We start from the raw sequence: 25,865 nt of genomic DNA on the forward strand, positions 1-25,865 counted from the left end.
TGCTGGCTTCGGCCATTCTCCCAGACGGAAGGGGACGCTCCGGGGTTGCTTCCGTCTGGTGATACGCCGCGGATATGCCGGGAAGCGGCGGGCCCGCGCGTGGGATACTCGGCACTTGTCGGAACACCCAAGTACACGCTCGGGCACAACCTCACAGGAACGGCAGCTCATGGCCTCGGTCCCTTCCCTCGCTTCCTCCGTCGAACAGCGCGTCTCGGACGCCCTCGCCTCCGCCCTGCCGGAGGCCGGTGCGGCCGACCCGCTGCTGCGACGAAGCGACCGGGCCGACTTCCAGGCCAACGGCATCCTGGCGCTCGCGAAGAAGGCCAAGGCCAACCCGCGCGAGCTGGCGACGACCGTGGTCGAGGGCATCCCCACGGGTGACCTGATCAAGGAGATCGAGGTCTCGGGCCCCGGCTTCCTCAACATCACCGTCTCGGACGAGGCGATCGTCCGGACGCTCGCGGCGCGCGCCGCCGACGACCGGCTCGGCGTGCCGCTGTCCCCGTCGGCCGGCACCACGGTGATCGACTACGCGCAGCCGAACGTGGCCAAGGAGATGCACGTCGGCCACCTGCGGTCCGCCGTGATCGGCGCGGCGATGGTGGAGATCCTGGAGTTCACGGGCGAGAAGGTGGTCCGCCGCCACCACATCGGCGACTGGGGCACCCAGTTCGGCATGCTGATCCAGTACCTGCTGGAGCACCCGCACGAGCTGGACCACAAGGGCGGGGAGGGCGAGGCGTCCGGCGAGGAGGCCATGTCCAACCTCAACCGCCTGTACAAGGCCTCGCGCGCGCTCTTCGACTCCGACGAGGAGTTCAAGACGCGGGCCCGGGCGCGGGTGGTGGACCTCCAGGCGGGCGACGAGGAGACCCTGGCCCTCTGGCAGCGGTTCGTGGACGAGTCGAAGATCTACTTCTACTCGGTCTTCAACAAGCTGGACATGGACATCCAGGACCCGGACGTGGTCGGCGAGTCCGGCTACAACGACATGCTGGCGGAGACCTGCAAGCTGCTGGAGGAGTCGGGCGTGGCCGTCCGCTCCAACGGCGCGCTGTGCGTGTTCTTCGACGAGTACAAGGGCCCGGACGGCAACCCGACGCCGCTGATCGTCCAGAAGTCGGACGGCGGCTTCGGCTACGCCGCGACCGACCTGTCGGCCATCCGCGACCGCGTGGGCAACCTGAAGGCGGACACGCTCATCTACGTGGTGGACGCCCGCCAGGGCCTGCACTTCAAGATGGTCTTCGAGACGGCCCGCCGCGCCGGCTGGCTGAACGAGGACGTCAAGGCCGTGCAGCTGGCCTTCGGCACGGTCCTGGGCGCGGACGGCAAGCCGTTCAAGACCCGTGAGGGCGAGACGGTCCGTCTGGTGGACCTGCTGGACGAGGCGGTGGAGCGGGCCGCCTCCGTGGTCCGGGAGAAGGCCCAGGACCTCACGGAGGAGGAGATCGCCGAGCGCGGCGCCCAGGTGGGCATCGGCGCGGTGAAGTACGCCGACCTGTCGACGTCCGCTTCCCGCGACTACAAGTTCGACCTGGACCAGATGGTCTCGCTGACCGGCGACACGTCCGTGTACCTCCAGTACGCGTACGCCCGTATCCAGTCGATCCTGCGCAAGGCGGGCGAGGCCCGGCCGGCCGCCCACCCGGAGCTGGAGCTGGCGGCGTCGGAGCGGGCGCTGGGCCTGCACCTGGACGGGTTCGGCGAGCTGGTGGCGGAGGCCGCGGCGGAGTACGCCCCGCACAAGCTGGCCGCGTACCTGTACCAGCTGGCCTCGCTCTACACGACGTTCTACGCGGAGTGCCCGGTCCTCAAGGCCGACACCCCGGAGCAGGTCGAGAACCGCCTGTTCCTGTGCGAGCTGACCGCCCGCACCCTGAGCAAGGGCATGTCCCTCCTGGGCATCCGGACCCCCGAGAAGCTCTGACCTCGGACGGCCCGAACAGTGAGTGGCCCCCTCCCCACCGGGAGGGGGCCACTCGCCATGCCGCCCCGAACACCGAGCACCTCGTCCGCCGAGAGCGGCCCGACTCCGCCCCACCGGCCCCCCTGCGATGACGGTGTCCTGTCATGCGCTCCCCGTTCGGCCGGGCAATACCAAGCGGTAGCCGCCCGTTCACGCGGCCCTCCTACGTTCGGCGCGACCCGTGCACAACACCCGAGGGGGATCTCCCGCACATGCGCCGCAGACCGTTGAAGACGCTCACCGTCCTGGCCATCGCCAGCGCCGTGGCCGCCGGCACCGCCGTCACCGCGAACTCCGCGCCCCAGCAGAGCGACTCGCACCAGGACATCCGGAACGTCATCTACCTGCTCGGTGACGGCATGGGCCGCACCCACGTGACGGCCGCGCGCGACCGGTTCATGGGCGCCGGCGGCAAGCTCACCATGGAGACGCTCCCCAACACGGGCGCGGTCGCCACCTACGCCGTCGAGAAGAACAGCGCGAAGCCGGCCCTGGTCACCGACTCGGCCAGCTCCGCGACCGCCTGGGCCTCCGGCGTGAAGACCTACAACGCGGCCATCGGCGTGGACGCGTACGAGAAGAAGGTCGGCACGCTGATGGAGCAGGCCCACGCGGCCGGCTTCGCCACGGGCAACGTCTCCACCGCCGAGATCACCGACGCCACCCCGGCCGCCCAGTTCAGCCACGCGCTGCTGCGCGGCTGCCAGGGCCCGACCTACTCGGACGCCGCCTGCCTGCCCAAGAAGGACGACGGCAGCTACGAGGCCGCCCCGGCCGACAAGACCCTGATCACGCCGATCGCCGAGCAGATCGCCCGCAACGGCACCGCCGACGTCATCCTCGGCGGCGGCCTGGCCCGCTTCGAGCCCGACGACCAGAAGGCCCTCCAGGCGCAGGGCTACCAGGTCCTCGGCAGCTTCGGCGACCCGAGCCTGCCCGCGCAGACCGCCGCCAGCCAGAAGGTCGCCACCAAGTCCGACCTGGACAAGGCCAACGGCAAGAAGGTCATCGGCCTGTTCAACCGCGGCAACCTGACCGTGGAGCACAACAAGGCGGCCCTGCCGGCCGACGCCGTGCAGAAGCAGGAGCCCTCGCTCGCGGACATGACCCGCAAGTCGATCCAGCTGCTGACCGACCGCAAGGGCGGCTCGTACGACCGCAAGTCGAAGAAGGGCTTCTTCCTCCAGGTCGAGGGCGCCCAGATCGACAAGCGCTCGCACGCGAACGACGCCGCGCAGGCCCTCGACGAGATCAAGGCGTTCGACGACGCGGTCAAGGCCGCGTACGAGTTCGCGAAGAAGGACGGCCACACCCTCGTGATCGTCACGGCGGACCACGAGTGCGCCGGCTTCAACATCATCGAGAAGGGCACGTACACCAACGCCGAGGCCGTGGCGCCCCCGTCCAACACGGACGCCGGCAACACCGCCAACAACAGCGTCCCGTCGCGCACCGCCTCGGGCGCCAAGGACCCCGCCCGCTCCAGCGGCATCGTGAACGGCGCGGGCTCCGCCGACACGAAGAACTTCGCCCCGGCGACCTTCCGCACCCCGGACGACCCGAAGGACGTCAAGGACGGCAGCCCCGAGGCCAGCCTGTGGCTGACCTACCTGTCCGGCAACCACACCGGCGCCGACGTCCCGATCTTCGCCTACGGCCCGGGCGGCAACGCCTTCGCCGCGAGCCAGATCAACACCGAGCTGTACGGCAAGATGTACCGCTCGCTGTTCGGCCGCTCTCCGCAGCAGCACTGATCCCCGGGCGGCCGGGGCCGGGGGCGCACTCCCCCGGCCCCGGCCGCCCGCTTTCCCGGCCCCGCCCCGGCCTCCCGCCGACCGCTCACCACCCGCGCGCCGGCCCCCGCGCCGACCTGCCCAGGAGCACTCCGATGACGTACCTGCCCCGCGCCGCTGCCACCGCCGCGGCCGCCGCCGCCCTGTTCGCGCTCGCCACGGGCTGCTCGGGCGCCGGAGCTCCGGCGGCGGCCGAGGACCGGGCCCCGGCCGCCGCCGCGCCGGTGTCCCTGCCCGCCCCGCGCAGCGCACCCTCCCCGGCCGCCGTCCTCACCCCGGCCCCGGCGGCGGGCGAGGTCCGCACCGAGCAGGGCCCGTTCACGGACCGCGTGAAGCTGACGGACCTGCACCTCACCGCCGCCCCGTCCGTCACCGGCCACATCGCGATCAGCTCGGACGTCAGCGACACCCTGGCCCTGGAGATCACCGCCGCCTACTACGACGCGCAGGGCCGCCTCCTGGGCACCGGCACCTTCCACCACGAGGAGGAGGGCGAGGAGGGCCACGCCGGACAGCCCCACACGGGCCCCCGTGCGGCCGGCGACGGCATCGACTTCACCGTCCCCGCCGACCGCCTCACGGGCACCCCGGCGAGCGCGGTCCTGTCGATCCCGGTCCTGGTCAACGAGTAGCCTCAGCAGGACCCTCCGGTCATGGGACGGTGCGGTCGCCCCGGGACCCTCCCGCAGTGCGGCGTTGACGTTGTCCTGCCGAGGGTCGCCCCCTCTTCGCCGCCCGCCCTTCCGCCGGCTTCACCCGGACGGCCCGGTTCCGGCCCCGGAGGCCCGGGTAGGGGACGGCCCGTCCGACCCCTCGCCCCACCCCCGGAGACCCGCGTGCCCGACATGAACGGCCCCTACAAGCCCGGCACCCCCTGCTGGATCGATCTGATGGTCCCCGACCAGCAGGCCGCCATCGACTTCTACTGCGACCTCTTCGGCTGGCAGGGCGAGGTGGGCCCGCCGGAGACGGGCGGCTACGCCGTCTGCACCCTCAAGGGCAAGCCGGTCGCCGGGATCATGAAGGCGATGAACCCGGACGGAACCGTGCCGGACCCGCTGCCGCCGACGGTGTGGACGACGTACCTGTCGACGGACGGCATCGACTCCACCGTCAAGTCCGTCACCGACGCCGGCGGCACGGTCATGATGGGCCCGATGGACGTCATGGACCTCGGCCGGATGGCCGTGATCGCCGACCCGACCGGCGCGGTCGTCGGCCTGTGGCAGCCCGGCACCTTCGACGGCGCGGGCATCGTCAACGAGCACGGCGCGCTGATCTGGAACGAGCTGACCACGGCCGATCTGCCGGCGGCGTCCGCGTTCTACTCCTCGATCCTGCCCGTCACCACGGCGCGGTCCGAGATGCCGGGCGCCGAGGGGTACATCGAGTTCCAGGTCGCCGGCCGCGCGGTGGGCGGGATGATGGACCTGAGCCAGCTGCCGCCGGGCGTGCCGCCGCACTGGCAGCCGTACTTCCACGTGGACAACGTGGACGAGGTCCAGGCGGCCGCCGTCCGCGCCGGCGGCACGGTCCTGGCCCCGGCCTTCGACATGGCGGCGGGCCGCATGGCGGTCCTCTCCGACCCCCAGGGCGGCGCGTTCTCCGTGATCACGGCGTCGATGCCGGAGCCGCAGGCCTGATCCCCGACCGGCCCCGCTCACCGAGCGGGGCCACCGGGCGCGACGGGCCCGTTCCGGCAGCGTCAGTAGGGGTAGCGGGCCTGCGCGACCTCCACGGCCCCGTCCCTGATGCGGTACACCAGCCGATGCTCGTCGGTGATCCGCCGGGACCACCAGCCGGACAGGTTCTCCTTCAGCGGCTCCGGCTTGCCGGCGCCCTCGAACGGAGTGCGCTGGATCTCCTCGATCAGGCGATTGATCCTCTTGAGCACCTTCGGACCGGCCGTCGCCCAGTACGTGTACTGCTCCCAGGCCCGGCCTGGAATGAGCACCTTCACGCAGGGGCCCCTTCGTCGCCCCGGCCCCGGCCGGCGTCGAGTTCCGCGATGGACTCCATCAGGATCTGGGCGTTGTGCGGCGAGCGCAGGAGGTAGACCGTCTCCTGCCAGGACCGGAAGTCCTCGGCCGACATGATCACGACGTCGCCGTGCTCCCGAGAAGTGACCTCTACGGGCACGTGGTCCTCGTCGACCTGCCGGATCAGCGGGTAGAAACGCTGCCGGGCCTCGTTCGCCGAGATCGACACGGGCTCACCTCCCCCACGACAGTCGTACGGGATTCCGTACCAGTCGGCGCATTCAACGGCGCGGCCGACGGCCGTCGGAGTGAAACTCGGCCCACACGACCTTCCCGGGCGACCGGGGCAGCACCCCCCACCGGTCGGAGACGGCCTCCACGATCCGCAGCCCGGTCCCGGGCGGTCGCCCGATGATCCGCGACCGCCCGGGACCGCTGTCGTGCACCTCGACGCGCACGCAGCAGTCGAAGTTCAGCAGCCGCACCCGGTACGACCGCCCGCGCGGCACCCCGTACCGCAGGGCGTTCGTGGCCAGCTCGCTGACACAGAGCACGACGTCGTCCCGCCGCTCCGCGGCACCCCACGCCACGAGCGTCTCGCACGCGAAGTCCCGTGCAGCGGAAACCGTTTGGAAGGCCCTGGGGAACAACCGCTCGCGCATGAGGCCGGGTTGAGTATTTAGGTTCACGGGACGAGCGTCGCGCGGAGTGACTGGCTTGTGACAGTGAGCCCACCCGTACTCTGCAACGAGTACGGGCAGGCAGCGGATATTCCACGTCCGAAGGCGGGGAGTTCATCGCCATGCCACCGAAGAAGCGCCCACGGCCCAATGCGACGACGATGAAGATGGTCGGCAAGCAGGTAGCCGCCGCCAGGATCGCCAAGAACCTGACGCAGAAGCAGCTCGCCGACCTGATCAAGGTGGACGAGGAGAGCATCGGTTCCATCGAGCAGGGCCGGCGGGCACTCATGCCGCACGTCGCCGAACTGCTGGACCTCCACCTGGCCTTGCCCGGCACACTGACCGTCGCGGCCAACGAGATGCCCGCCGTGGACGTGATCCCGCCGTGGGCGGAGGAGTACATGGAGCTGGAGAAGCGGGCCATCGCGCTGTCCTGGTACGACAACCAGGTCATCCCCGGTCTGCTCCAGCCCGAGTGCTACGCCCGGGCCGTCTTCGCCTGCCGTGTACCGGCCTACGACCAGGAAAAGATCGATGCACTCACGGCCGATCGCCTGGACCGCCAGAAGATACTGCGCCGCGCGACGGCCCCAACCCTGAGTTTCGTCATCTGGGAGCCGGTCGTCCGCCACCGCATCGGCGGCCGCAGGGTGCACGAGGAGCTGCTGCGATACCTACTCGCTTGCGCTGAACTCCCCGATGTTTCCATCCAGGTGATGCCACTCGACCAACCTGTCCACGCTGGCCTCAACGGCCCGTTTACGCTCCTGGAAACCCCGGATCACCAGCACTTCGGGTACACGGAGAGCCAACGCGGCAGTCACCTCATCGCCGACCTGGATGAGGTCAGCATCCTTGCGCGGAAGTATGCGATGCTGCGAACTCAGGCCCTCAACACGGAGCAGACACGCGGCCTGTTGGACCGCTTGCTAGGAGAGCTATGAGCACCACACTGGAGTGGTTCAAGTCCAGCTACAGCGGTGACGAGGGCGGACAGTGCCTCGAAGTGGCCACCACCCCCACCACCGTCCACGTCCGGGACTCCAAGGTCCCGGACGGCCCCGCGCTCGGGCTCGCCCCCGCGAGCTGGGCGGCGCTGACCGGCTGGGTGAGCCGGTAGCGCCGCCCGGACCCCGAGTCAGCGGGTGATCGGGTACGACGTGCGCCCGGACGCGTCGTCGATCTCGTTGTGCGCCTTGCTGAGCAGCTGCTCCTTCAGGTCGTTCAGCGCGCGGGCCGCCGCGATCTCCTCGCCCACGCGGGGCTGATTGCCGTCACTGGGGTGGCGGCTGGCGTAGCCGTGCGAGCGGATCTCGCTCCCGTCCGGTAGCCGGACCAGGGCCGCCGCCCGGGTGCGCTTGTTGTCTTCCTGGAACTCCATGTCGACATGCCATCCGACGGCATCCTTCATGGCGATCACCTCCGTGGCCGCTGAATTCCAGGGTGCACCCAGTGGCGCGCACCCGCACGGCGTGCCCCGGAGCGGCGGGCGGCCGGCCACCGTCGGACCGGCCCCACCCGCCACCGGAGGTCACCGCTCGCGGCGCAGCCAGCCCGCGACCTCGGTCGCCCAGTACGTCAGGATCGTGTCCGCGCCCGCCCGCTTGATGCCGAGCAGGGTCTCCATGACGGCCCGGTCGCGCTCGACCCAGCCCTTCTCCGCGGCCGCCTCGATCATCGCGTACTCGCCGCTGATCTGGTACGCCGCCACCGGCACGTCCACCGCCTCGGCGACCCGGTACAGGATGTCCAGGTACGGGCCCGCCGGCTTGACCATGACCATGTCGGCGCCCTCCTCCAGGTCCAGCGCCAGCTCCCGCAGGGACTCGCGGGCGTTCGCCGGGTCCTGCTGGTAGGTCTTGCGGTCGCCCTGGAGGGAGGAGGCGACGGCCTCGCGGAAGGGGCCGTAGAAGGCGGAGGTGTACTTGGCGGTGTAGGCGAGGACCGCCACGTCCTCGTGGCCCGTCTCGTCCAGGGCGTCGCGGATCACGCCGACCTGGCCGTCCATCATGCCGCTGGGGCCCACGACGTGGACGCCCGCGTCGGCCTGGACCTGGGCCATCTCCGCGTACCGCTCCAGCGTCGCGTCGTTGTCCACGCGGCCGTCGGCGTCCAGGACCCCGCAGTGGCCGTGGTCGGTGTACTCGTCCAGGCACAGGTCCGACATGATCACCAGGTCGTCGCCGACCTCGGACTTCACGTCGCGGATCGCCAGCTGGAGGATGCCGTCCGGCTCGGTGCCGGCCGTGCCCAGCGCGTCCTTGTTCTCGTCCGCCGGGACGCCGAAGAGCATGATCCCCGCCACGCCCGCCTCGACCGCCTCCACGGCGGCCTTCCGCAGCGTGTCCCGCGTGTGCTGCACGACGCCCGGCATCGCCGAGATCGGCAGGGGCTCGCTGATGCCCTCCCGGACGAACGCCGGAAGGATCAGGTCCGAGGGGTGCAGCCGGTACTCGGCGACCATCCGCCGCATCGCCGGGGTGGTGCGCAGCCGGCGGGGCCGGGAGCCGGGGAAGGATCCGTACGCGCTCATCTTCTAGTCGCCTCTTCGAGCATCGACAGCAGTCGCCCCCAGCCTAGGGCGTCCCTCCCCCGCGCCCGGCACCGGCGGCCGGCCGCCCGGCAGCACGCCGAAGGGGCCCGGGCGCTCTGCGCACCCGGACCCCTCCCGTACGTAACCCGGCTAACGCCGCCGGCCCGCTCACGTCGTACGGCGGCGCCGCGCGCCCGGACGGCGCTCGCTGGGCCGGGCCACGGCCTCGCCGGCCTCCTTGGCCGCCTCGCGGCGGGCCTCCCCGTACGCGGCCAGCGCCTCCGCCAGCTTGCCCACGCTCGGCTCGGGCGACAGCACGTCCACGCGCAGGCCGTGCTCCTCCGCCGTCTTGGCCGTCGCCGGGCCGATGCAGGCGATGACGGTCACGTTGTGCGGCTTGCCCGCGATGCCGACCAGGTTGCGGACGGTCGAGGACGACGTGAAGAGAACGGCGTCGAAGCCTCCGCCCTTGATCGCCTCACGGGTGTCCGCCGGCGGCGGCGAGGCGCGCACGGTCCGGTAGGCGGTGACGTCGTCGACCTCCCAGCCCAGCTCGATCAGGCCGGCCACCAGGGTCTCGGTGGCGATGTCGGCGCGCGGCAGGAAGACGCGGTCGATCGGGTCGAAGACCGGGTCGTAGGGCGGCCAGTCCTCCAGCAGCCCGGCGGCCGACTGCTCGCCGCTCGGCACCAGGTCCGGCTTGACGCCGAACTCGACCAGCGCGGCGGCCGTCTGCTCGCCGACCGCGGCGACCTTGATGCCCGCGAAGGCGCGCGCGTCGAGCCCGTACTCCTCGAACTTCTCCCGCACCGCCTTGACCGCGTTCACCGAGGTGAAGGCGATCCACTCGTAGCGGCCGGTGACCAGGCCCTTGACCGCCCGCTCCATCTGCTGCGGGGTGCGCGGCGGCTCCACGGCGATGGTCGGCACCTCGTGCGGCACCGCGCCGTACGAACGCAGCTGGTCGGAGAGCGAAGCGGCCTGCTCCTTGGTGCGCGGCACGAGCACCCGCCAGCCGAACAGCGGCTTCGACTCGAACCAGGCCAGCTCCTCGCGGCGCGCGGCGGCGCCCTGCTCGCCGACCACGGCTATGACCGGGCGCGCGCCCTCGGGCGACGGGAGCACCTTGCCCTGCTTGAACACCTGGGCGATGGTGCCCAGGGTCGCGGTCCAGGTCCGCTGCCGGGTCGTCGTACCGCCGACGGTCACCGTCAGCGGCGTCTCCGGCCCCCGCCCGGCCGACACCAGCTCGGCGGCCGCGGCGGCGACCGTCTCCAGCGTGGCGGAGACGACCACGACGCTGCCCTCGCTGGCGCCCACCTCGGCCCAGCAGCGCGCCGAGGCGTGCCGGGCGTCCACGAAGCGCACGTCCGCGCCCTTGTCGCCGCGCAGCGGCACGCCCGCGTAGGCGGGCACGCCGACTGCGGTCGCGACGCCGGGCACGACCTCGAAGGGGATCCCCTCGTTCGCGCAGGCCAGCATCTCGGCGGCGGCGTTCCCGTCGAGCCCCGGGTCGCCGGTGACGGCACGGACGACCCGCCTGCCGGAGCGCGCGGCCTCCATGACAAGATTGGCGGCGTCGCGGATCACCGGGACCCCGGCGGCTGCTGACTTCTCGTCAGCGACCGTCAGCTGCGGCGTGTCGACGCCCGCGCGCGCGTGGGTCCGTACGACGTCGAGCACCTCGGGCTCGGCGATCAGTACGTCCGCGGCCGCGAGCGCCTCGACGGCGCGCAGCGTCAGCAGACCCGGGTCGCCGGGGCCGGCACCCAGGAAGGTGACGAGCCCTTGGACCGCGACGGCCGGGAAAGCGGAGGTGGTGGGGCTTGAGGGGTTCAAAGGGATCGCTCCCCCATCAGACCGGCCGCGCCCTTGGCCAGCATCTCGTCCGCGAGTTCACGGCCGAGCGCCATGGCCTCGTCGTACGACTGGGGCACGGGACCGGTGGTGGACAGCTGCACCAGCGTGGAACCGTCGAGGGTTCCCACGACACCACGCAGGCGCATTTCATTGACAATCTGACCGTCGGACAGCAGGTCGGCGAGCGCGCCCACGGGCGCGCTGCAGCCGGCCTCCAGCGCGGCGAGCAGGGAACGCTCCGCGGTCACCGCGGCCCGGGTCTGCGGGTCGTCGAGCCGGCCGAGCGCGGCGATGAGGTCCGCGTCGGAGGCGAGGCATTCCACGGCCAGGGCTCCCTGGCCGGGGGCGGGCAGCACGTTGTCGACCGACAGCAGGTCGGTCGCCTCGTCACCGCGCCCGATCCGGTTCAGGCCGGCGGCGGCGAGCACGACGGCGTCGAGCTCCCCGTCCCGCACGAACCCGATCCGGGTGTCGACGTTGCCCCGGATGGCCACGCACTCGATGCGCTTGCCCAGCCCCTTGGCGTACGCGTGCAGCTGCGCCATGCGGCGCGGCGAGCCGGTACCGACCCGGGCGCCGTCGGGCAGCTGCTCGAAGGTCAGCCCGTCGCGCGCCACGAGGGCGTCGCGCGGGTCCTCCCGCTTCGGCATGGCGGCGATGACCAGCTCGTCGGGCTGCGCGGTCGGCAGGTCCTTCAGCGAGTGCACGGCGAAGTCGACCTCGCCGCGCACCAGCGCGTCGCGCAGGGCGGTGACGAAGACGCCGGTGCCGCCGATCTGCGCGAGGTTCTCGCGGGACACGTCGCCGTACGTCGTGATCTCCACGAGCTCCACGGGCCGGCCGGTGACCGCCCGGACCGCGTCGGCGACGTGCCCGGACTGGGACATGGCCAGCTTGCTGCGCCGCGTGCCGAGCCTGAGGGGCTGGTCGGGACGTGAGTTCATGATGCCCGTCCTGGGTCGTCGTTCTTCGGATCGGCCGCGTCCGCCCGGCTGACGGATGCCACCGTCTGAGGGTCGAGGTCGAAGAGTTCACGCAGCGCGTCGGCGTACCCGGCGCCACCGGGTTCGCTCGCGAGCTGCTTCACGCGCACGGTCGGCGCGTGGAGGAGCTTGTCGACGACGCGGCGCACGGTCTGGGTGACCTCCGCGCGCTGCCGTTCGTCGAGGTCGGGTACCCGCCCGTCGAGCCGTGCCACCTCCATGGCGACGACCTCGGCGGCCATCGCCCGGAGGGCGACGACGGTGGGGGTGATGTGCGCGGCCCGCTGGGCGGCGCCGAAGGCGGCCACCTCCTCGGCCACGATCCCGCGCACGGCGTCGACGTCGGCGGCCATCGGCGCGTCCGCGGACGCCTCCGCGAGGCTCTCGATGTCCACGAGGCGCACGCCCGGGATCCGGTGCACGGCGGCGTCGATGTCCCGGGGCATGGCCAGGTCCAGCAGCGCGAGGCGTACGGGGGCCCCGTCGCCGTGGGCGCGGTTCTCCCGCCGCGGCTGCCGCTGGGCGGGGGCGCCGCCCTGATCGGCCCAGGCGCCGTGCAGCTCCAGCGAACCGGCGTCCACCCCGGCCAGCGCGGACCGCCCGTCGCCCGCCGGCACCTCGACCGGACAGGCGTCGACGCCGGCCTGGCCGGCGGCGGTGATGGTCCGCGCGGCCCCGGCGTCGGCGAGCCGCCGCCCGCCTTCGGCGGCGGCGACGAGCCGGGCGACGAGCTCGGCGTCCGGCGCGGCGACCGCCACGGGCTGCGGCGCGCGCCCGGCCACGGCGGAGCCGTCGGCCGCGCCCGGCGCCAGGGGCGCCTGCGCTCCGGCCTCAGCCGAGTCCGGCCCCGCCGGCCTCTGAGGAGCGGGGATCTGGGGGCGGAGCCCCCGGGGGGTCTGGGGCGCAGCGCCGGTTTCGGGAAGGGGCGGGGTGGGGGAATGCCCCGCAGGGCCGCCCGACACCGCCGCGGCGACGTCGTCCCCGGTCAGCACCAGCCCGGTGGCCCCCGTGCAGGACACCACCACATCGGCCAGCGCCAGCTCGTCCGCGACGGCGGACATCGGAACCGCCCACGCCCGCACACCGGTGCCCGAGGCAACCAGAATCTCCGCGAGACGCTCCGCCCGCTCCGCGGTCCGGTTCGCGACGGCGATCTCCGCGACCCCCACCCGCGCGAGCGTGGCGGCGGCCAGCGAGGACATCGACCCGGCGCCGATCACCAGCGCCCGCTTGCCCGCGGCCCAGTCGGCGACCGGCTCGCGCACGGCCAGCTGCTCCAGGCCGAAGGTCACCAGCGACTGCCCGGCCCGGTCGATCCCGGTCTCCGAGTGCGCCCGCTTGCCGACCCGCAGCGCCTGCTGGAAGAGGTCGTTGATCAGCCGCCCGGCGGTGTGGAGCTCCTGCCCCAGCGCCAACGCGTCCTTGATCTGGCCGAGGATCTGCCCCTCGCCGACCACCATCGAGTCCAGCCCGCACGCCACCGAGAACAGGTGGTGCACCGCCCGGTCCTCGTAGTGGACGTACAGGTAGGGGGTGAGCTCCTCCAGTGCGACCCCGCTGTGCTGGGCCAGCAGCGTGGACAGCTCGGCGACACCGGCGTGGAACTTGTCCACGTCGGCGTACAGCTCGATCCGGTTGCAGGTGGCCAGCACGGTCGCCTCGGCCGCCGGCTCGGCGGCCAGGGTGTCGTGCAGCAGCTTGACCTTGGCGTCGGCGGACAGCGAGGCCCGCTCCAGCACGCTCACCGGCGCGCTGCGGTGGCTCAGGCCAACGACGAGCAGACTCATGCCGGCATCACCGCCGGAACGTCGCCGTCGGGCCCGTTCTTGCGGGAGGTGGCGGCGCCCCGGCCGGCCGGCGGCTCGACGGCGGCGGCCGGAGCCGCCCCGGTCCCGCCGGTGGCACCGGTACCCGCGCCGGCGCCCGCGCCGGGGGCGGCCTCGGCGGAGGCGCCCGTCTCCTCGCCGGCCTTGCGCTGCTCGTGGAAGGCCAGGATCTGCAGCTCGATCGAGAGGTCGACCTTGCGCACGTCCACCCCGTCCGGGACCTGGAGCACGGTGGGCGCGAAGTTCAGGATGGAGGTCACACCGGCGGCGATCAGCCGCTCGCTGACCTGCTGCGCGGCGCCCGCCGGGGTCGCGATGACCCCGATGGAGACGCCGTTCTCCTCGATGATCTTCTCCAGGTCGTCGGTGTGCTGCACGGGCATGCCCGCCACCGGCTTCCCGGCCATCGCCGGATCGGCGTCGATCAGCGCGGCCACGCGGAAGCCGCGCGAGGCGAAACCGCCGTAGTTGGCCAGGGCGGCGCCGAGGTTGCCGATGCCGACGATGACGACGGGCCAGTCCTGGGTCAGCCCGAGCTCACGGGAGATCTGGTAGACGAGGTACTCGACGTCGTATCCCACGCCCCGCGTGCCGTAGGAACCGAGGTACGAGAAGTCCTTGCGCAGCTTCGCGGAGTTCACTCCGGCGGCGGCCGCGAGCTCCTCGGAGGACACCGTGGGGACCGAGCGCTCGGAGAGCGCGGTGAGTGCGCGCAGGTACAGCGGAAGCCGGGCGACAGTGGCCTCGGGAATACCTCGGCTGCGGGTCGCCGGTCGGTGAGTTCGGCCAGTTGCCACGATGCTCCTGCGGGATGAGCGGGGCTGTAGGCGGCCTCGTGTCCCAGGACCGCCCCGTCGAAAGCAGGCTATGTCTTTGTGAACGCGTGCACAAAGATTGTGTCCGCTTTGTCCGAGCAAAGTGACCGGGGTCACGCAGGCTGGGCGCGCGGGGCCTGACCCGGGAACGGGCCGAACCCGTTCAAATCCCGAGGGGGGCAAAGCGGTACACACTCCTCATCGATACGCCCCCGAGTCCCCATAAATCGCCCATGATGGTAACGGCCCGGAGGGTCAGACCCCCAATGCCCGTCGAAGACGGTCGGGGTTCACCCTCCAGAAGGTGTGCTGTTCGCCGTCCACCAGCACGACCGGAATCTGTTCCCAGTGCCGGCGGTAGAGCTCCTCGTCCTGCGAGATGTCCTTCTTCTCCCACTGCGCACCGGTCTCGGCGCACACCTTCTCGATCACTTCCTGGGCGTCGTCGCAGAGATGGCACCCGGGCTTCCCGATGAGCGTCACCATCCGCTCGTCGGGACGCTTCTTTTCCTTACGGCGCAGCAAAGGGCTCATGCGGCCATTGTCCCGCGCCGCGCCCGTGTGCCCGAAGAGTTAACCGCCCTGTTTCCCGGCGGTTCGGGAACTCCCGAACACAGTGGCTATGCTCGCGTCATGGCCGCTCTGGGATGGCTCACCCCCCGTAGACGCTCCGCGACAGCACGGAGCGTGCTGGCAGGCGAGGCCTCGGCCGAGGCCGCCCGCAAGACCGCGCGGTCCGACGCACCACCGCAGGCCGCCCCGGCGGCGCCGGAGGTCCCCGAGACCGCAAGCGGAACCGGAACCGAGACCGCCGCGGACACCGCGCGGGAGCCGGACGCAGCCGCGGACGCCGAGCCGGCGACCGCGGCCGAGCCCGCGTTCCCGGTCCCCGGCGACGACCTCGCCGCCGCCTTCTTCGACCTCGACAACACCGTCATGCAGGGCGCCGCGATCTTCCACTTCGGCCGCGGCCTCTACAAGCGCGAGTTCTTCCGCCGCCGCGAACTGGCCCGCTTCGCCTGGCAGCAGGCCTGGTTCCGGCTCGCCGGGGTCGAGGACCCCGACCACATGCAGGACGCCCGCGACAGCGCCCTGTCCATCGTCAAGGGCCACAAGGTCTCCGAACTGATGTCGATCGGCGAGGAGATCTACGACGAGTACATGGCCGAGCGGATCTGGCCGGGCACCCGCGCCCTGGCCCAGGCCCACCTCGACGCCGGCCAGAAGGTCTGGCTCGTCACCGCCGCCCCCGTCGAGACCGCCACGATCATCGCCCGCCGGCTCGGCCTGACCGGCGCCCTGGGCACCGTCGCCGAGTCCGTGGACGGGGTCTACACCGGCCGCCTGGTCGGCGAGCCGCTGCACGGCCCCGCCAAGGCCGAGGCGGTGCGCGCGCTGGCCGCCGCCGAGGACCTGGACCTCGCGCGCTGCGCCGCGTACAGCGATTCGCACAACGACATCCCGATGCTGTCGCTGGTCGGGCATCCGTACGCGATCAATCCCGACACGAAACTGCGCAAGCACGCCCGTGCGCACGACTGGCGGCTGCGCGACTACCGGACCGGGCGCAAGGCCGTGAAGGTCGGCGTCCCGGCCGCGGCCGGCGTCGGAGCGATCGCGGGCGGCGCGGCCGCCGCCATCGCCCTGCACCGCCGCCGCAAGTAGCGACGCCGGGCGACGCCCCTTCCGCGGGCGGCCCGGCGCTCATCCGCTCCCCTCTACCCGCGCCCCCGGCGCGGCACTCCGGCCTGCCCGACTCGGTCGCGGGCACCCTGGAAGCTTCCATTCCGCGCACTGAAGTGATCAGCAACTGATCACGAACCAGGCCTGAATATGCCCTCGACACGCAACGGAAGTGTCGGAACCGGTGATTTCAGCAACTGGGTGTAGCGCTGCCTGTACGAAGCGTTATTCTCCTCAGACGCATGCCGCCGCCCGCCTGTCGCCACGACGGGTGAACGGTCCCGCACTGCACGTGATGGAAGCTCTGCCTCTGGGAGTCCCGTGTACCCACCTGTCGGGGTTGACGCCTCGGGCCTGGCTACGCTGCGCGCAACGGTCCTCGACCACCTGCGCGGCTTCGTCCCCACCGCGTACGCCGTCCCCGCCTTCGCCGCCGTCCCTGCCGGCCTCGGCCCGGCCGGTCCCTGCTACGCCCTGACCGACGGCGGAGCGACGGTGGGCAGACGAGGTCGCTCCAGCGCGGGCTCGGCCGCCGGCGGCGGCACGAGCGCGCCCACCGCCCGTCGCCCCACGGCGGACAGCGACCAGGCCCGCATGATGGACCTGGTCGAACGCGCCCAGGCGGGCGAGGCCGAGGCCTTCGGCCGCCTCTACGACCAGTACAGCGACACGGTGTACCGCTACATCTACTACCGCGTCGGCGGCAAGGCGACCGCGGAGGATCTCACCAGCGAGACCTTCCTGCGCGCGCTGCGCCGCATCTCCACCTTCACCTGGCAGGGCCGCGACTTCGGCGCCTGGCTGGTGACCATCGCGCGGAACCTGGTGGCGGACCACTTCAAGTCCAGCCGCTTCCGCCTGGAGGTCACCACCGGCGAGATGCTCGACGCCAACGAGGTGGAGCGCAGCCCCGAGGACTCCGTCCTGGAGTCCCTCTCCAACGCGGCCCTCCTCGAAGCCGTGCGCAAACTCAACCCGCAGCAGCAGGAGTGCGTGACCCTCCGCTTCCTCCAGGGCCTCTCGGTCGCCGAGACGGCCCGGGTCATGGGGAAGAACGAGGGTGCGATCAAAACGCTCCAGTACCGGGCGGTCCGCACCCTCGCCCGCCTGCTGCCGGACGACGCCCGCTGACGCCGGCGAACCACGCCCGCGAAAGAACACGACGACCTCACACCCGGTGACCCCTCGATGACGCTGTGGTCCGATCATCCTTCGTCCGTAACCCAAGTGCCGCGCCGCTCGTTGTGCGGAATGCAGGCTCCCTGTGGACACGCCCTGCCCGAAGCCGCTCACCCGAAAGTGTGGATGTGCTCAAGGAAGGCAACCCTCCGGACACCTTGGGGAGTCGATCGTCATGACGAGAGGAGGTGCCGCCAGTGATCGCGAACGTGACTCCGCACCGGCGGGCGAACGCCTTCGCCCAGGCCCTGGAAGGTCGGACCCCGTCCGACCTTTCGGAACCGGAACCGGCGGCCGAGCAGTCCGAGGCACCTGCCGAATCTGCCGACCACGACCGGCTGTTGGCCCTGGCGAGTGCGCTCGGCGAAAGAATGCCGCGCCCGGTGCTGGACCCCGAGGTCAAAGTGGTGCAACGAGCACAGCTCGTGGCCGCCATGGAGGCCATGGTGATGGAGGAGAGGGCCGGGGGCGGTGCCGCCCCGGACCCTCAGGTGCCCGAGCAGCGGACCGGCCGCGGCGCCCACCGGGCGACCTCGCTCCGGAAATTGCGCCCCCGCTCCCGCTGGTCCAAGGGCATCGCAGCGGGCGGACTCACCGTGGGTGTGGCCGCCGGGGCCTTCAGCGGAGTGGCCGCTGCCAGCACCGACGCCCTGCCCGGTGACTCCCTCTACCCGGTCAAGCTGGGCATGGAGGACCTCAAGCTGGGCATGGCCGACGAGGACGCGGACCGGGGCGAGCTCTACCTCGACCAGGCCTCGAACCGCCTGTCGGAGGCGCGCAGGCTGATGGAGCGCGGCCGGTCCGGCCCCCTCGACCACGAGGTCCTGGCCGAGATCCGGCGCGCCCTGGCGGGTATGAAGCACGACGCGGCGGAGGGCCACCGGCTCCTCCAGGCGGCCTACGAACGGGACGGCTCGCTCGGCCCGATCCAGACGCTGTCCTCGTTCTCCCGCTCCCACCGCGACGCGTGGGGCCGGCTCCGGTCCAACCTCCCGCCGCAGCTGCACGACGTCGGCGACCAGGTGACCTCGGTCTTCCAGGCCATAGACGATGACGTGGAGCCGCTCCAGGGCCTCCTGCCGAAGCCCCCGGAGCAGAGCCGCGGCGGACAGGGCTCCGGCCCGTCCACGGCGGGCACCCCGGCGGCCCCGGGCAAGCAGCAGCAGCCCGCGTCCGCGTCCGGAGCCCCCTCACAGCCGACCCCGCCGTCCGCGCCCAGCTCCTCCGGCAGCCCGGCGCCCGGCACCGGCCTCCTCGGCGGCACCGGCGGCCTGCTCCACCCGCCGGCACAGGGCCAGTCCACCCCGGGCGCCCCGGCGACCCCGGACCTCCCGCACCCGGACATCACCCTCCCGCCGCTCCTCCCGGGCCTCCTCCCGGGCCTGGGCATCAAGGCGGAAGAGGCCGAGTAGGCACGCGCGAACGCCGGCGGGGCTGGAAAATCCAGCCCCGCCGGCGTTTGAGGCGCGGAGGTCTGGGGGCGGAGCCCCCAGGACCCGCACGGTCAGAAGAACACCGACCGCCGCTGCACCAGCAGCTTGTACAGCGTGTGCTGGATCTGCTCCCGCACCTCGTCCGTCAGGTTGAACATCAGCATCGGGTCCTCTGCCGCCTCCGCCGCGTACCCGTCCGTCGGGATCGGCTCCCCGAACTGGATCGTCCACTTCGTCGGCAGCGGCACCGCACCCAACGGACCCAGCCACGGGAACGTCGGCGTGATCGGGAAGTACGGCAGCCCCAGCAGCCGCGCCAGCGTCTTCGCGTTGCCGATCATCGGGTAGATCTCCTCCGCCCCCACGATCGAGCACGGCACGATCGGGGTACCCGCCCGCAGCGCCGTCGAGACGAACCCGCCCCGGCCGAACCGCTGGAGCTTGTAGCGCTCACCGAACGGCTTCCCTATCCCCTTGAAGCCCTCCGGCATCACCCCGACCAGCTCCCCGGCCTCCAGCAGCCGCTGCGCGTCCTCCGCGCACGCCAGCGTGTGACCGGCCTTGCGCGCGAGCTCGTTGACCCCCGGCAGCATGAACACCAGGTCCGCCGCCAGCAGCCTCAGGTGCCGCTCCGCCGGATGGTGGTCGTGCACGGCGACCTGGAGCATCAGCCCGTCCAGCGGGAGCGTCCCCGAGTGGTTCGCCACGATCAGCGCCCCACCCTCCTTCGGGATGTTCTCGACGCCCCTGACCTCGACCCGGAAGTACTTGTCGAACAGCGGCCGCATCAGGGACATCAGGACCTGGTCCGTCAGCTCCTTGTCGTAGCCGAACGCGTCGACCTCGTACTCGCCCGTGATCCGCCGCCGCAGGAACGCCAGCCCGCCCGCGATCCGCCGGTCCCAGTCACCGCCGCCGCCCGCCCGGCCCGCCGGCGCCTCCACGGGCGCCACCAGCTCCACCGGCCCCGGCTCCTGCGGAGCCGCCTCCGGCGGCCGCGAGGGGGCCGCCACCGCGTCCACGGCCCGCGCCTTGCGCGCGCCACCGCCGCGCCGGCGCGGCCGGTCCTCGCCGAACGGAATGACCTTGGCGTCCGCCACTACCGCTCCACTCCCTCGTCCACGTTCAAGAATGCCGCCACCCGGTCCACGGCCCGCCCGACCCGCTCCGGGGGCAGCAGCCCGTTCCCCCGGCTGCGCGCGAAGTCCGCGAAGGTCTCCACCGTCGTGTACTGCGGCCGGAACCCCAGCACCTCGCGCATCTGCGCGGTCTCCACGACCCGCCCGTGCGTCAGCAGCCGGATCTGCTCCGGGGAGAAGTCCGTCGCCCCGACCGCCCGCAGCGCCTGGCCCACCCACGTCACCGCGGGCAGCAGCAGCGGCACCGCCGGCCGCCCCAGCCGCCGCGCGCACTGCGACAGCAGCAGGACACCGTCACCGGCGATGTTGAAGGTCCCGCTGTTCAGCGTCCCGCGGCGCGGCTCCCCCGACGCCAGCCGCAGCACGTCCACCACGTCGTCCTCGTGGACGAACTGCAGGCGCGGGTCGTAGCCGAGGACCGTCGGCATCACCGGCATCGAGAAGTACTCCGCCAATGCCGAGTCCGCGAAGGGCCCCAGGATGTTCGCGAAGCGCAGCACGCACACCGCCACGTCGGGCCGCCGGCGCGCGAAGCCCCGGACGTACCCCTCGACCTCGGCGGCCTCCTTCGCGAAGCCGGCCGACGGCAGCGACTTCGGCTGCGTGGTCTCGGTGAAGACGGCCGGGTCGCGGGCCGTCCCCCCGTACACGCTGGTACTGGACTTCACCACGAGCCGCCGTACGGTCGGCGATTTCTGGCAGGCGCCCAGGAGCTGCATCGTCCCGATGACGTTGGTCTCCTTGACGGCGCTGCGCCCGCCCGGCGCCCCGGGGGCGCCTCCGGTGACCGCCAGATGGACCACCGTGTCCACCGCGTGCTCGGCGAGCACGCGGGCGATCGCGGACTGTCTGATGTCCGCGTGCACGAACTCGGCCGAGCCGAGCCGGTGCGGCGGGGTCACGGCGTCGACCGCGATGACCCGCTCCACCTCGGGGTCTCGCTGGATGCGGCGCACGAAGCGGCCTCCCAGCTGCCGGGCAGCCCCGGTGACGAGCACGACCTTCCCCACGAGCTCAGCGCCTCCCTCGAGAAGTACCCCCGGCTGCACCGCAGCCCCTCCACCAGGATGGTGGAGGGGCTGCGGAGAACACGTACAGCTGCCGTTTACTTCTTGTTACGGCGCTGGACGCGGGTGCGCTTGAGCAGCTTGCGGTGCTTCTTCTTAGCCATCCGCTTGCGCCGCTTCTTGATAACAGAGCCCACGACTACCCTCGCTCACTTCTCTTCACTCGGTGCGGGGCGTCTGGGCCCACACGACCTACGTCGGCCTAGCCTACCCGCCCGAGCTCTGAGCTTGTAATCCGAGGCTTCCGCAGGTGTTGCCCGAGCCTCATTCTCAGGCCGACTCCACCCCCACGTAGGACTCACGGAGGTACTCGTGGACCGCGTTCTCGGGGACCCGGAAGGACCGGCCCACCCGGATCGCGGGCAGATGACCGTTGTGCACCAGGCGGTACACGGTCATCTTCGACACTCGCATCACCGAGGCGACCTCCGCCACGGTCAGGAACTGAACCTCACTGAGAGGCCTCTCGCCAGCAGCCATGACACCCACCTTGACCTTCCGCGCATGACGGGGCACCGGCTTCCCCTCCGGTTACTCCTCGTCGTCGCACGCTCACTCCCCAGAGTAGGGGCGCGTGATACGGCTGGGGAAGAGGAGCTACGGCCACTCCTGACGCACCGGCAGCCCGGCGCGCCGCAACACGAACCGCGTGAGCGGTCCATAGGCAGCCGAGCGCACCGCGTCATCAAGCGGAACCACCGCCGCCACCCGCCCCTCGGCCTCCCCCACGAACAGCGCGGGATCGTCCGTATCGGCCAGCCCGATCGCCTCCACACCGAGCTGACCTGCACCGCAGACCCAGCCGTGATCACCGACGACCAGTTCCGGGAGCGGCCCCCCGCACTCCGCCAGCGCCCCGAGCGCGACCCGAACCGGGAGCGGCGAATGGGTGTGTGCGCCGGTGGCACTCCCGGATCCCCGCGCGCCGGGTTCCCGCACCAATGCGACTCCCCGTACGTAATCGATCCGGTGCCTCCGTACGCCGAACCGGGTCGCCATGTCGACATGGACCCCCTGCGCCGGAGTGAGGACAACACAGCCCGCCGCCGACACCGCCCCCGCCAAAGCGGCGTAGAACTCCAGCAGCCGATGTGGGTGCCCCGTGCCGAACAGCACCGGCGACCGCGCCCCGACCGCCTCCCGCAACCGCTCCGCGAACACCTCCAACGCGGCCACCGTCCGCTCCGGATCGATCACGTCCGGCCCGCTGACCTGCGCCGGGTCCGGGGAGACCCCGCACCGCTCCGCCATCAGCCCCAGCAGCGCGCCCTCGTCCCAGCGGCCGTCCGGGTCCAGCCCCAGCAGCACCCGGGGATCACGCGCCGCGAACAGCCGGTAGCTGCGCAGGCTCTCCTCCCGGGTGGTGGCGACGGGCCCGGCCAACCGGGAGGCCAGCAGATGCGCGCGCAACGCGCCCTCGCTCAACACCCTCCGATGCTGCCGCACCCGATCTGCCGGATCATCAGTTCCCGCGAACAGCCCCACCGTTGGCGTAATCACGCCGCCGACTGATCACCCGTCACACCAGCATCCCGCGCAACGGGAACACCGCCCGACGCGTCGCCAGAACGGCCTGATCCGTGCGGTCCGCAGGATCGTAACCCGCGTCCCATTCCCGCCACCCGGGCTCGCGCCCGTCCGTCATCCGGGCCGGCCCGTGCTGCCGCGTCCGCGCGTACACCTCGTCCCGCCACGCCTGCGGCACCGCCGACCGCGGATCCACCGGCCGGTGCGCGGCGATCCCCACCAGATGCGTCCAGGACCGCGGCACGACGTCCACCACCGCGTACCCGCCGCCGCCCAGCGCCAGCCACCGCCCGCCCGCGTACTCGTGCGCCAGCGCGTGGCAGGCCTCCTGCACCGCCCGCTGCGCGTCCACCGAGACCGCCAGGTGCGCGAGGGGGTCCTCGAAGTGCGTGTCCGCCCCGTGCTGGGTCACCAGCACCTGCGGCCGGAAGTCCCGCAGCAGCTCCGGCACCGTCGCGTGGAACGCCCGCAGCCACCCCTCGTCCCCGGTCCCGGCGGGCAGCGCCACGTTCACCGCGCTCCCCTCGGCCGACGGGCCGCCCGTCTCCTGCGGCCAGCCCGTCTGCGGGAACAGCGTCCGCGGATGCTCGTGCAGCGACACCGTCAGCACCCGGGGGTCGTCCCAGAACGCCGCCTGCACCCCGTCCCCGTGGTGCACGTCCACGTCCACGTACGCGACCCGCTCGGCGCCCAGCTCCAACAGCCGGGCGATCGCCAGCGCCGCGTCGTTGTACACGCAGAACCCGGCCGCCCCGCCCGGCATGGCGTGGTGCAGCCCGCCGGCGAAGTTCACCGCGTGCTCCGCCTCCCCGCGCCAGACGGCCTCCGCACCCGCCACCGACTGGCCGGCGATCAGCGCGGACGCCTCGTGCATCCCGTGGAACGCCGGGTCGTCCACCGTCCCCAGCCCGTACGAGCCGTCCGCCGCCCCCGGATCCGCCGACACCTCGCGCACCGCCGCGACGTAGTCCTCGCGGTGCACCAGCCTCAGCGTCGAGTCCCCGGCCGCACGGGCCGCCCGCACCTCCATCTCCCGGTCCAGCCCGAAGGCCCGCACCAGGCCCATCGTCAGCGCCAGGCGCACCGGGTCCATCGGATGGCTCGGTCCGAAGTCATACCCCGTTACCGCCTCGTCCCACATCAACAACCCGCGGCTGCTCATGCCGCACACCGTATCGGGCCCGGTCCACCCTGCCGAACGAGCGGGCGTGCAGCAGCGTGACGAGCACCAGCAGCATCGGCACCACCATGGCGCCCCGGTAGCTCCAGGCCTCCCCGATCCCGCCGACGAGCGGCGAACCGACCAGGAACCCGACGTAGTTGAAGATGTTCAGCCGCGCCACCGCCGTGTCCGAGGCGTTCGGGAACAGCCGCCCCGCCGCCGCGAACGTCTGCGGCACGATCACGCAGAGCCCGATCCCCAGCAGCGTGAACCCCAGCATCCCCGTCCACGCCCCGGGCGCCGCCGCCACGACCGCGAACCCGGCCGCGGCCACCACCGTCCCGCAGCGCACCACGGCCACCGCCCCGAACCGCCGCACGCCGAGGTCCCCGACGGCCCGCCCGACGAGCGTGGTCACCATGTAGACGTTGTAGGGGACGGTCGCCAGCTGCTCCGAGCTCCCCAGCACGTCCTGGAGGTACTTGGCACTCCAGTTCGCCACCGTGGAGTCCCCGATGTACGCGCACGCCATCACCAGGCACAGCGGCAGCAGCAGCCGCCCGCCCCGCTCGGGCCACCCCTGCGCGGCCTCCCCGGCCCCGGCCTTCGTGTCCACGTAGTACCGGCTCCCGGCCAGCGCCAGCGGCAGCACGACCGCCACCGCCGGCAGGTACCCGGTGAGCAACGCCAGATGCCAGTGCGCGCCCGCCCAGGCCGCCGACGCCCCGAGGATCCCGCCCAGGCTGTACGCGGCGTGGAACCCGAGCATGATCGAGCGCCCGTACGCCCGCTGGAGGCTGACCCCGAGCATGTTCATCGAGGCGTCCAGCGCCCCGACCGCCAGCCCGAACACCCCCAGGGCGACGGCCGCGTGCCACAGCCGGGTCCCGGCCCCGACTCCGAGGAGCGCGAGCAGGACGACGGGCTGCGCCCACCGCAGCACCGTGCTGGGCGCGACCCGCTTCACCAGGTGCTCGGTGGCGACGCTGGAGACCCCGGCGAGGACCGGCACGGCGGCGAGGAAGGCCGGCAGCAGCCCGTCGGATATCCCGTACCGGTCCTGGATGGCCGGGATGCGGGTCACGAGCAGGGCGAACGTGACCCCTTGCACGAGGAAGCTGAACCCGAGGGCGCCGCGGCCCCGCCGCAGCCGCACGTCATCTGTCATGGCGGCACAGCGTAGGCCCCGCGCCTACCCGTGGGTAGAGCGATCACACACCCAATCCGAGCAGGGCGGACAGCTCCTTCATCTCCCCGAAGCAGGCGGTGGCCCCGGCAAGCTTCGACGCGGGGAGCATGGAGGTGAACCCGAGGACGTCCATGCCGGCGGCCCGGGCGGCCTCGACCCCGAGCGGGCTGTCCTCGACGACCACGCACTGCGAGGGCGGGACGCCCATCATGTCGGCGGCGTGCAGGAACAGGTCCGGCGCCGGCTTGCCCCGGCCCACGTCCTCGGCGCTGAAGATCCATTCCTCCTCGAACCATTCGCCGAGTCCGGCGCTGCGGTGTCCGACACGGATCCGCTCGTGGCTGCTGGAGGAGGCGACGCAGTACGGCACCCCGTGCGCGGAGAGCTCGCCGAGCACCTCGGTCACCCCGGGAACGGGCTGGAGCTCGCGGGCGAAGGCGGCGAAGATCCGTTCGTGGAGGACCCGGTCGAAGTCCTCCGGCAGCCGCTGCCCGGTCCGTTCGTGGACCACGTCGTGGATCCGGTGCACGGCGCCGCCCATGTAGTCCCGCAAGGAGTCCTCGTACGTGGTGGGGTGCCCGAGTTCCGTCAGGTACTCGGCGAGAACGGTGTTGGAGAGCGGCTCGCTGTCCACGAGGACGCCGTCGTTGTCGAAGATGACCAGCTGGTAGACCATCAGCCCACCATACGAGTGCCCGGCGCACGTACACGGCAGGGCGGTGCGGGTAAACGGCTGAAAACGCAGAAAAGCCCCGCACCAGAAGGTGCGGGGCTTTCCCACAATGATTGTTCGGCGGCGTCCTACTCTCCCACAGGGTCCCCCCTGCAGTACCATCGGCGCTGAAAGGCTTAGCTTCCGGGTTCGGAATGTAACCGGGCGTTTCCCTAACGCTATGACCACCGAAACACTATGAAGTTGAACTCAAGCCGACAAGGCGAGTTCGTTACTTCAGAACTAACACAGTGGACGCGAGCAACTGAGGACAAGCCCTCGGCCTATTAGTACCAGTCAGCTCCACCCGTTACCGGGCTTCCACATCTG

General features: G+C 72.1%; 27 protein-coding genes and 1 rRNA gene. 9 read left to right on the plus strand and 19 right to left on the minus strand.

From position 1 onward, the window contains the following. The first annotated feature begins 169 nt into the window (after positions 1–169). The 4 genes from argS to ACIRBY_RS19740 all read left to right on the plus strand — a co-directional run bounded on the left by argS (position 170) and on the right by ACIRBY_RS19740 (position 5,408). Positions 170–1,933 carry an arginine--tRNA ligase gene (gene argS, locus ACIRBY_RS19725; RefSeq protein WP_403901994.1) on the plus strand — a complete coding sequence of 588 codons (1,764 nt, stop codon included), beginning with the start codon at positions 170–172 and terminating at the stop codon, positions 1,931–1,933. A 251-nt stretch (positions 1,934–2,184) separates the two neighbouring features. Continuing rightward, complete coding sequence (locus tag ACIRBY_RS19730) at positions 2,185–3,726, plus strand: alkaline phosphatase (protein WP_403901996.1); 1,542 nt, start codon at positions 2,185–2,187, stop codon at positions 3,724–3,726. Positions 3,727–3,860: 134 nt separating this feature from the next. Beyond that, positions 3,861–4,397, plus strand: a complete 537-nt coding sequence (locus ACIRBY_RS19735) for a hypothetical protein (RefSeq protein WP_403901998.1) — start codon at positions 3,861–3,863, stop codon at positions 4,395–4,397. 213 nt (positions 4,398–4,610) lie between these two features. Continuing rightward, positions 4,611–5,408 (plus strand): VOC family protein, encoded by a 798-nt coding sequence (locus tag ACIRBY_RS19740; protein WP_403902051.1) that lies wholly within the window; start codon positions 4,611–4,613, stop codon positions 5,406–5,408. 62 nt (positions 5,409–5,470) lie between these two features. Here the strand turns inward: ACIRBY_RS19740 and ACIRBY_RS19745 are convergent, their stop codons facing one another. Genes ACIRBY_RS19745 through ACIRBY_RS19755 form a run of 3 tightly spaced genes read right to left on the minus strand, consistent with a single transcriptional unit; the run spans position 5,471 to position 6,406 of the window. Then, positions 5,471–5,725 carry a Txe/YoeB family addiction module toxin gene (locus ACIRBY_RS19745; protein WP_403902000.1) on the minus strand — a complete coding sequence of 85 codons (255 nt, stop codon included), beginning with the start codon at positions 5,723–5,725 and terminating at the stop codon, positions 5,471–5,473. Further along, positions 5,722–5,973, minus strand: coding sequence for a type II toxin-antitoxin system Phd/YefM family antitoxin (locus ACIRBY_RS19750; protein ID WP_403902001.1), 252 nt, complete (start codon positions 5,971–5,973; stop codon positions 5,722–5,724). The genes ACIRBY_RS19745 and ACIRBY_RS19750 overlap by 4 nt, the downstream gene beginning before the upstream one ends. Before the next feature lie 52 nt (positions 5,974–6,025). Then, entirely contained in the window at positions 6,026–6,406 is a 381-nt protein-coding gene (locus ACIRBY_RS19755; protein ID WP_403902002.1) for an ATP-binding protein, read from the minus strand. A 140-nt stretch (positions 6,407–6,546) separates the two neighbouring features. Here ACIRBY_RS19755 and ACIRBY_RS19760 point away from each other — a divergent pair, with 140 nt between their 5' ends. Then, positions 6,547–7,371: a Scr1 family TA system antitoxin-like transcriptional regulator gene (locus ACIRBY_RS19760; RefSeq protein WP_403902003.1), complete on the plus strand. Its 825-nt coding sequence runs from the start codon at positions 6,547–6,549 to the stop codon at positions 7,369–7,371. Then, a complete protein-coding gene (locus ACIRBY_RS19765) occupies positions 7,368–7,547 on the plus strand; it encodes a DUF397 domain-containing protein (protein WP_403902005.1) in 180 nt (59 codons plus the stop codon). Before ACIRBY_RS19760 ends, ACIRBY_RS19765 begins: the two co-directional genes overlap by 4 nt. Positions 7,548–7,565: 18 nt before the next feature. Here ACIRBY_RS19765 and ACIRBY_RS19770 read toward each other — a convergent pair whose 3' ends face one another. The 7 genes from ACIRBY_RS19770 to ACIRBY_RS19800 form a co-directional block, all read right to left on the minus strand. Next, on the minus strand, positions 7,566–7,838 hold the full coding sequence (locus ACIRBY_RS19770) for a DUF1876 domain-containing protein (protein ID WP_403902007.1): 273 nt from the start codon (positions 7,836–7,838) through the stop codon (positions 7,566–7,568). A 120-nt stretch (positions 7,839–7,958) separates the two neighbouring features. Beyond that, positions 7,959–8,960, minus strand: a complete 1,002-nt coding sequence (gene hemB / locus ACIRBY_RS19775) for a porphobilinogen synthase (RefSeq protein WP_403902008.1) — start codon at positions 8,958–8,960, stop codon at positions 7,959–7,961. 168 nt (positions 8,961–9,128) lie between these two features. Continuing rightward, positions 9,129–10,799 (minus strand): uroporphyrinogen-III synthase, encoded by a 1,671-nt coding sequence (locus ACIRBY_RS19780; protein WP_403902010.1) that lies wholly within the window; start codon positions 10,797–10,799, stop codon positions 9,129–9,131. Next, positions 10,796–11,764: a hydroxymethylbilane synthase gene (gene hemC / locus ACIRBY_RS19785; RefSeq protein WP_403902011.1), complete on the minus strand. Its 969-nt coding sequence runs from the start codon at positions 11,762–11,764 to the stop codon at positions 10,796–10,798. Before hemC ends, ACIRBY_RS19780 begins: the two co-directional genes overlap by 4 nt. Beyond that, positions 11,761–13,590 (minus strand): glutamyl-tRNA reductase, encoded by a 1,830-nt coding sequence (locus ACIRBY_RS19790; RefSeq protein ID WP_403902012.1) that lies wholly within the window; start codon positions 13,588–13,590, stop codon positions 11,761–11,763. The genes hemC and ACIRBY_RS19790 overlap by 4 nt, the downstream gene beginning before the upstream one ends. Beyond that, positions 13,587–14,426: a redox-sensing transcriptional repressor Rex gene (locus ACIRBY_RS19795; protein WP_403902014.1), complete on the minus strand. Its 840-nt coding sequence runs from the start codon at positions 14,424–14,426 to the stop codon at positions 13,587–13,589. Before ACIRBY_RS19795 ends, ACIRBY_RS19790 begins: the two co-directional genes overlap by 4 nt. A gap of 273 nt (positions 14,427–14,699) precedes the next feature. Then, positions 14,700–14,978 (minus strand): glutaredoxin family protein, encoded by a 279-nt coding sequence (locus ACIRBY_RS19800; protein WP_403902015.1) that lies wholly within the window; start codon positions 14,976–14,978, stop codon positions 14,700–14,702. 99 nt (positions 14,979–15,077) lie between these two features. Here ACIRBY_RS19800 and ACIRBY_RS19805 point away from each other — a divergent pair, with 99 nt between their 5' ends. From ACIRBY_RS19805 to ACIRBY_RS19815, 3 genes are all read left to right on the plus strand, one after another. After that, positions 15,078–16,109, plus strand: a complete 1,032-nt coding sequence (locus ACIRBY_RS19805; protein ID WP_403902016.1) for an HAD family hydrolase — start codon at positions 15,078–15,080, stop codon at positions 16,107–16,109. Between the two features lie 339 nt (positions 16,110–16,448). After that, entirely contained in the window at positions 16,449–17,258 is an 810-nt protein-coding gene (locus ACIRBY_RS19810) for an ECF subfamily RNA polymerase sigma factor, BldN family (protein WP_403902018.1), read from the plus strand. 245 nt (positions 17,259–17,503) lie between these two features. Further along, on the plus strand, positions 17,504–18,718 hold the full coding sequence (locus ACIRBY_RS19815) for a DUF5667 domain-containing protein (protein ID WP_403902019.1): 1,215 nt from the start codon (positions 17,504–17,506) through the stop codon (positions 18,716–18,718). 92 nt (positions 18,719–18,810) lie between these two features. Here the strand turns inward: ACIRBY_RS19815 and ACIRBY_RS19820 are convergent, their stop codons facing one another. The 9 genes from ACIRBY_RS19820 to rrf form a co-directional block, all read right to left on the minus strand. Further along, complete coding sequence (locus ACIRBY_RS19820; RefSeq protein WP_403902021.1) at positions 18,811–19,839, minus strand: lysophospholipid acyltransferase family protein; 1,029 nt, start codon at positions 19,837–19,839, stop codon at positions 18,811–18,813. Then, positions 19,839–20,888 carry an NAD-dependent epimerase/dehydratase family protein gene (locus ACIRBY_RS19825; RefSeq protein ID WP_403902022.1) on the minus strand — a complete coding sequence of 350 codons (1,050 nt, stop codon included), beginning with the start codon at positions 20,886–20,888 and terminating at the stop codon, positions 19,839–19,841. Before ACIRBY_RS19825 ends, ACIRBY_RS19820 begins: the two co-directional genes overlap by 1 nt. 95 nt (positions 20,889–20,983) lie before the next feature. Beyond that, the gene (locus tag ACIRBY_RS19830; RefSeq protein WP_003948845.1) at positions 20,984–21,082 is read right to left on the minus strand and encodes a 30S ribosomal protein bS22; all 99 of its coding nucleotides are present in this window, start codon (positions 21,080–21,082) and stop codon (positions 20,984–20,986) included. A gap of 133 nt (positions 21,083–21,215) precedes the next feature. Then, positions 21,216–21,425, minus strand: coding sequence for a helix-turn-helix domain-containing protein (locus ACIRBY_RS19835; RefSeq protein ID WP_008738568.1), 210 nt, complete (start codon positions 21,423–21,425; stop codon positions 21,216–21,218). A gap of 117 nt (positions 21,426–21,542) precedes the next feature. Next, a complete protein-coding gene (locus ACIRBY_RS19840; RefSeq protein WP_403902023.1) occupies positions 21,543–22,373 on the minus strand; it encodes a phosphatase in 831 nt (276 codons plus the stop codon). Positions 22,374–22,464: 91 nt separating this feature from the next. Next, a complete protein-coding gene (locus tag ACIRBY_RS19845; RefSeq protein ID WP_403902024.1) occupies positions 22,465–23,634 on the minus strand; it encodes an acetoin utilization protein AcuC in 1,170 nt (389 codons plus the stop codon). Then, positions 23,585–24,802, minus strand: a complete 1,218-nt coding sequence (locus ACIRBY_RS19850) for an MFS transporter (protein ID WP_403902025.1) — start codon at positions 24,800–24,802, stop codon at positions 23,585–23,587. The genes ACIRBY_RS19845 and ACIRBY_RS19850 overlap by 50 nt, the downstream gene beginning before the upstream one ends. 43 nt (positions 24,803–24,845) lie before the next feature. Continuing rightward, positions 24,846–25,499, minus strand: a complete 654-nt coding sequence (locus ACIRBY_RS19855) for an HAD family hydrolase (RefSeq protein WP_403902027.1) — start codon at positions 25,497–25,499, stop codon at positions 24,846–24,848. A gap of 112 nt (positions 25,500–25,611) precedes the next feature. Next, positions 25,612–25,728, minus strand: a 5S ribosomal RNA gene (gene rrf, locus ACIRBY_RS19860). Between the last annotated feature and the right edge of the window lie 137 nt (positions 25,729–25,865).

It is taken from the genome of Streptomyces sp. NPDC096136, from assembly GCF_044763325.1.
Taxonomy (GTDB): domain Bacteria; phylum Actinomycetota; class Actinomycetes; order Streptomycetales; family Streptomycetaceae; genus Streptomyces.

Bases quoted from the DNA above. Each gene is read 5' to 3' on its own strand.
- ACIRBY_RS19845 (WP_403902024.1), bottom strand. From the start codon at position 23,634: ATGAGCAGCCGCGGGTTGTTGATGTGGGACGAGGCGGTAACGGGGTAT.
- ACIRBY_RS19740 (WP_403902051.1), top strand. From the start codon at position 4,611: ATGAACGGCCCCTACAAGCCCGGCACCCCCTGCTGGATCGATCTGATG.
- argS (WP_403901994.1), top strand. From the start codon at position 170: ATGGCCTCGGTCCCTTCCCTCGCTTCCTCCGTCGAACAGCGCGTCTCG.
- ACIRBY_RS19765 (WP_403902005.1), top strand. From the start codon at position 7,368: ATGAGCACCACACTGGAGTGGTTCAAGTCCAGCTACAGCGGTGACGAG.
- ACIRBY_RS19800 (WP_403902015.1), bottom strand. From the start codon at position 14,978: ATGAGCCCTTTGCTGCGCCGTAAGGAAAAGAAGCGTCCCGACGAGCGG.
- hemB (WP_403902008.1), bottom strand. From the start codon at position 8,960: ATGAGCGCGTACGGATCCTTCCCCGGCTCCCGGCCCCGCCGGCTGCGC.
- ACIRBY_RS19855 (WP_403902027.1), bottom strand. From the start codon at position 25,499: ATGGTCTACCAGCTGGTCATCTTCGACAACGACGGCGTCCTCGTGGAC.
- hemC (WP_403902011.1), bottom strand. From the start codon at position 11,764: ATGAACTCACGTCCCGACCAGCCCCTCAGGCTCGGCACGCGGCGCAGC.
- ACIRBY_RS19835 (WP_008738568.1), bottom strand. From the start codon at position 21,425: ATGGCTGCTGGCGAGAGGCCTCTCAGTGAGGTTCAGTTCCTGACCGTG.
- ACIRBY_RS19755 (WP_403902002.1), bottom strand. From the start codon at position 6,406: ATGCGCGAGCGGTTGTTCCCCAGGGCCTTCCAAACGGTTTCCGCTGCA.
- ACIRBY_RS19770 (WP_403902007.1), bottom strand. From the start codon at position 7,838: ATGAAGGATGCCGTCGGATGGCATGTCGACATGGAGTTCCAGGAAGAC.
- ACIRBY_RS19760 (WP_403902003.1), top strand. From the start codon at position 6,547: ATGCCACCGAAGAAGCGCCCACGGCCCAATGCGACGACGATGAAGATG.
- ACIRBY_RS19735 (WP_403901998.1), top strand. From the start codon at position 3,861: ATGACGTACCTGCCCCGCGCCGCTGCCACCGCCGCGGCCGCCGCCGCC.
- ACIRBY_RS19805 (WP_403902016.1), top strand. From the start codon at position 15,078: ATGGCCGCTCTGGGATGGCTCACCCCCCGTAGACGCTCCGCGACAGCA.
- ACIRBY_RS19790 (WP_403902012.1), bottom strand. From the start codon at position 13,590: ATGAGTCTGCTCGTCGTTGGCCTGAGCCACCGCAGCGCGCCGGTGAGC.
- ACIRBY_RS19730 (WP_403901996.1), top strand. From the start codon at position 2,185: ATGCGCCGCAGACCGTTGAAGACGCTCACCGTCCTGGCCATCGCCAGC.
- ACIRBY_RS19850 (WP_403902025.1), bottom strand. From the start codon at position 24,802: ATGACAGATGACGTGCGGCTGCGGCGGGGCCGCGGCGCCCTCGGGTTC.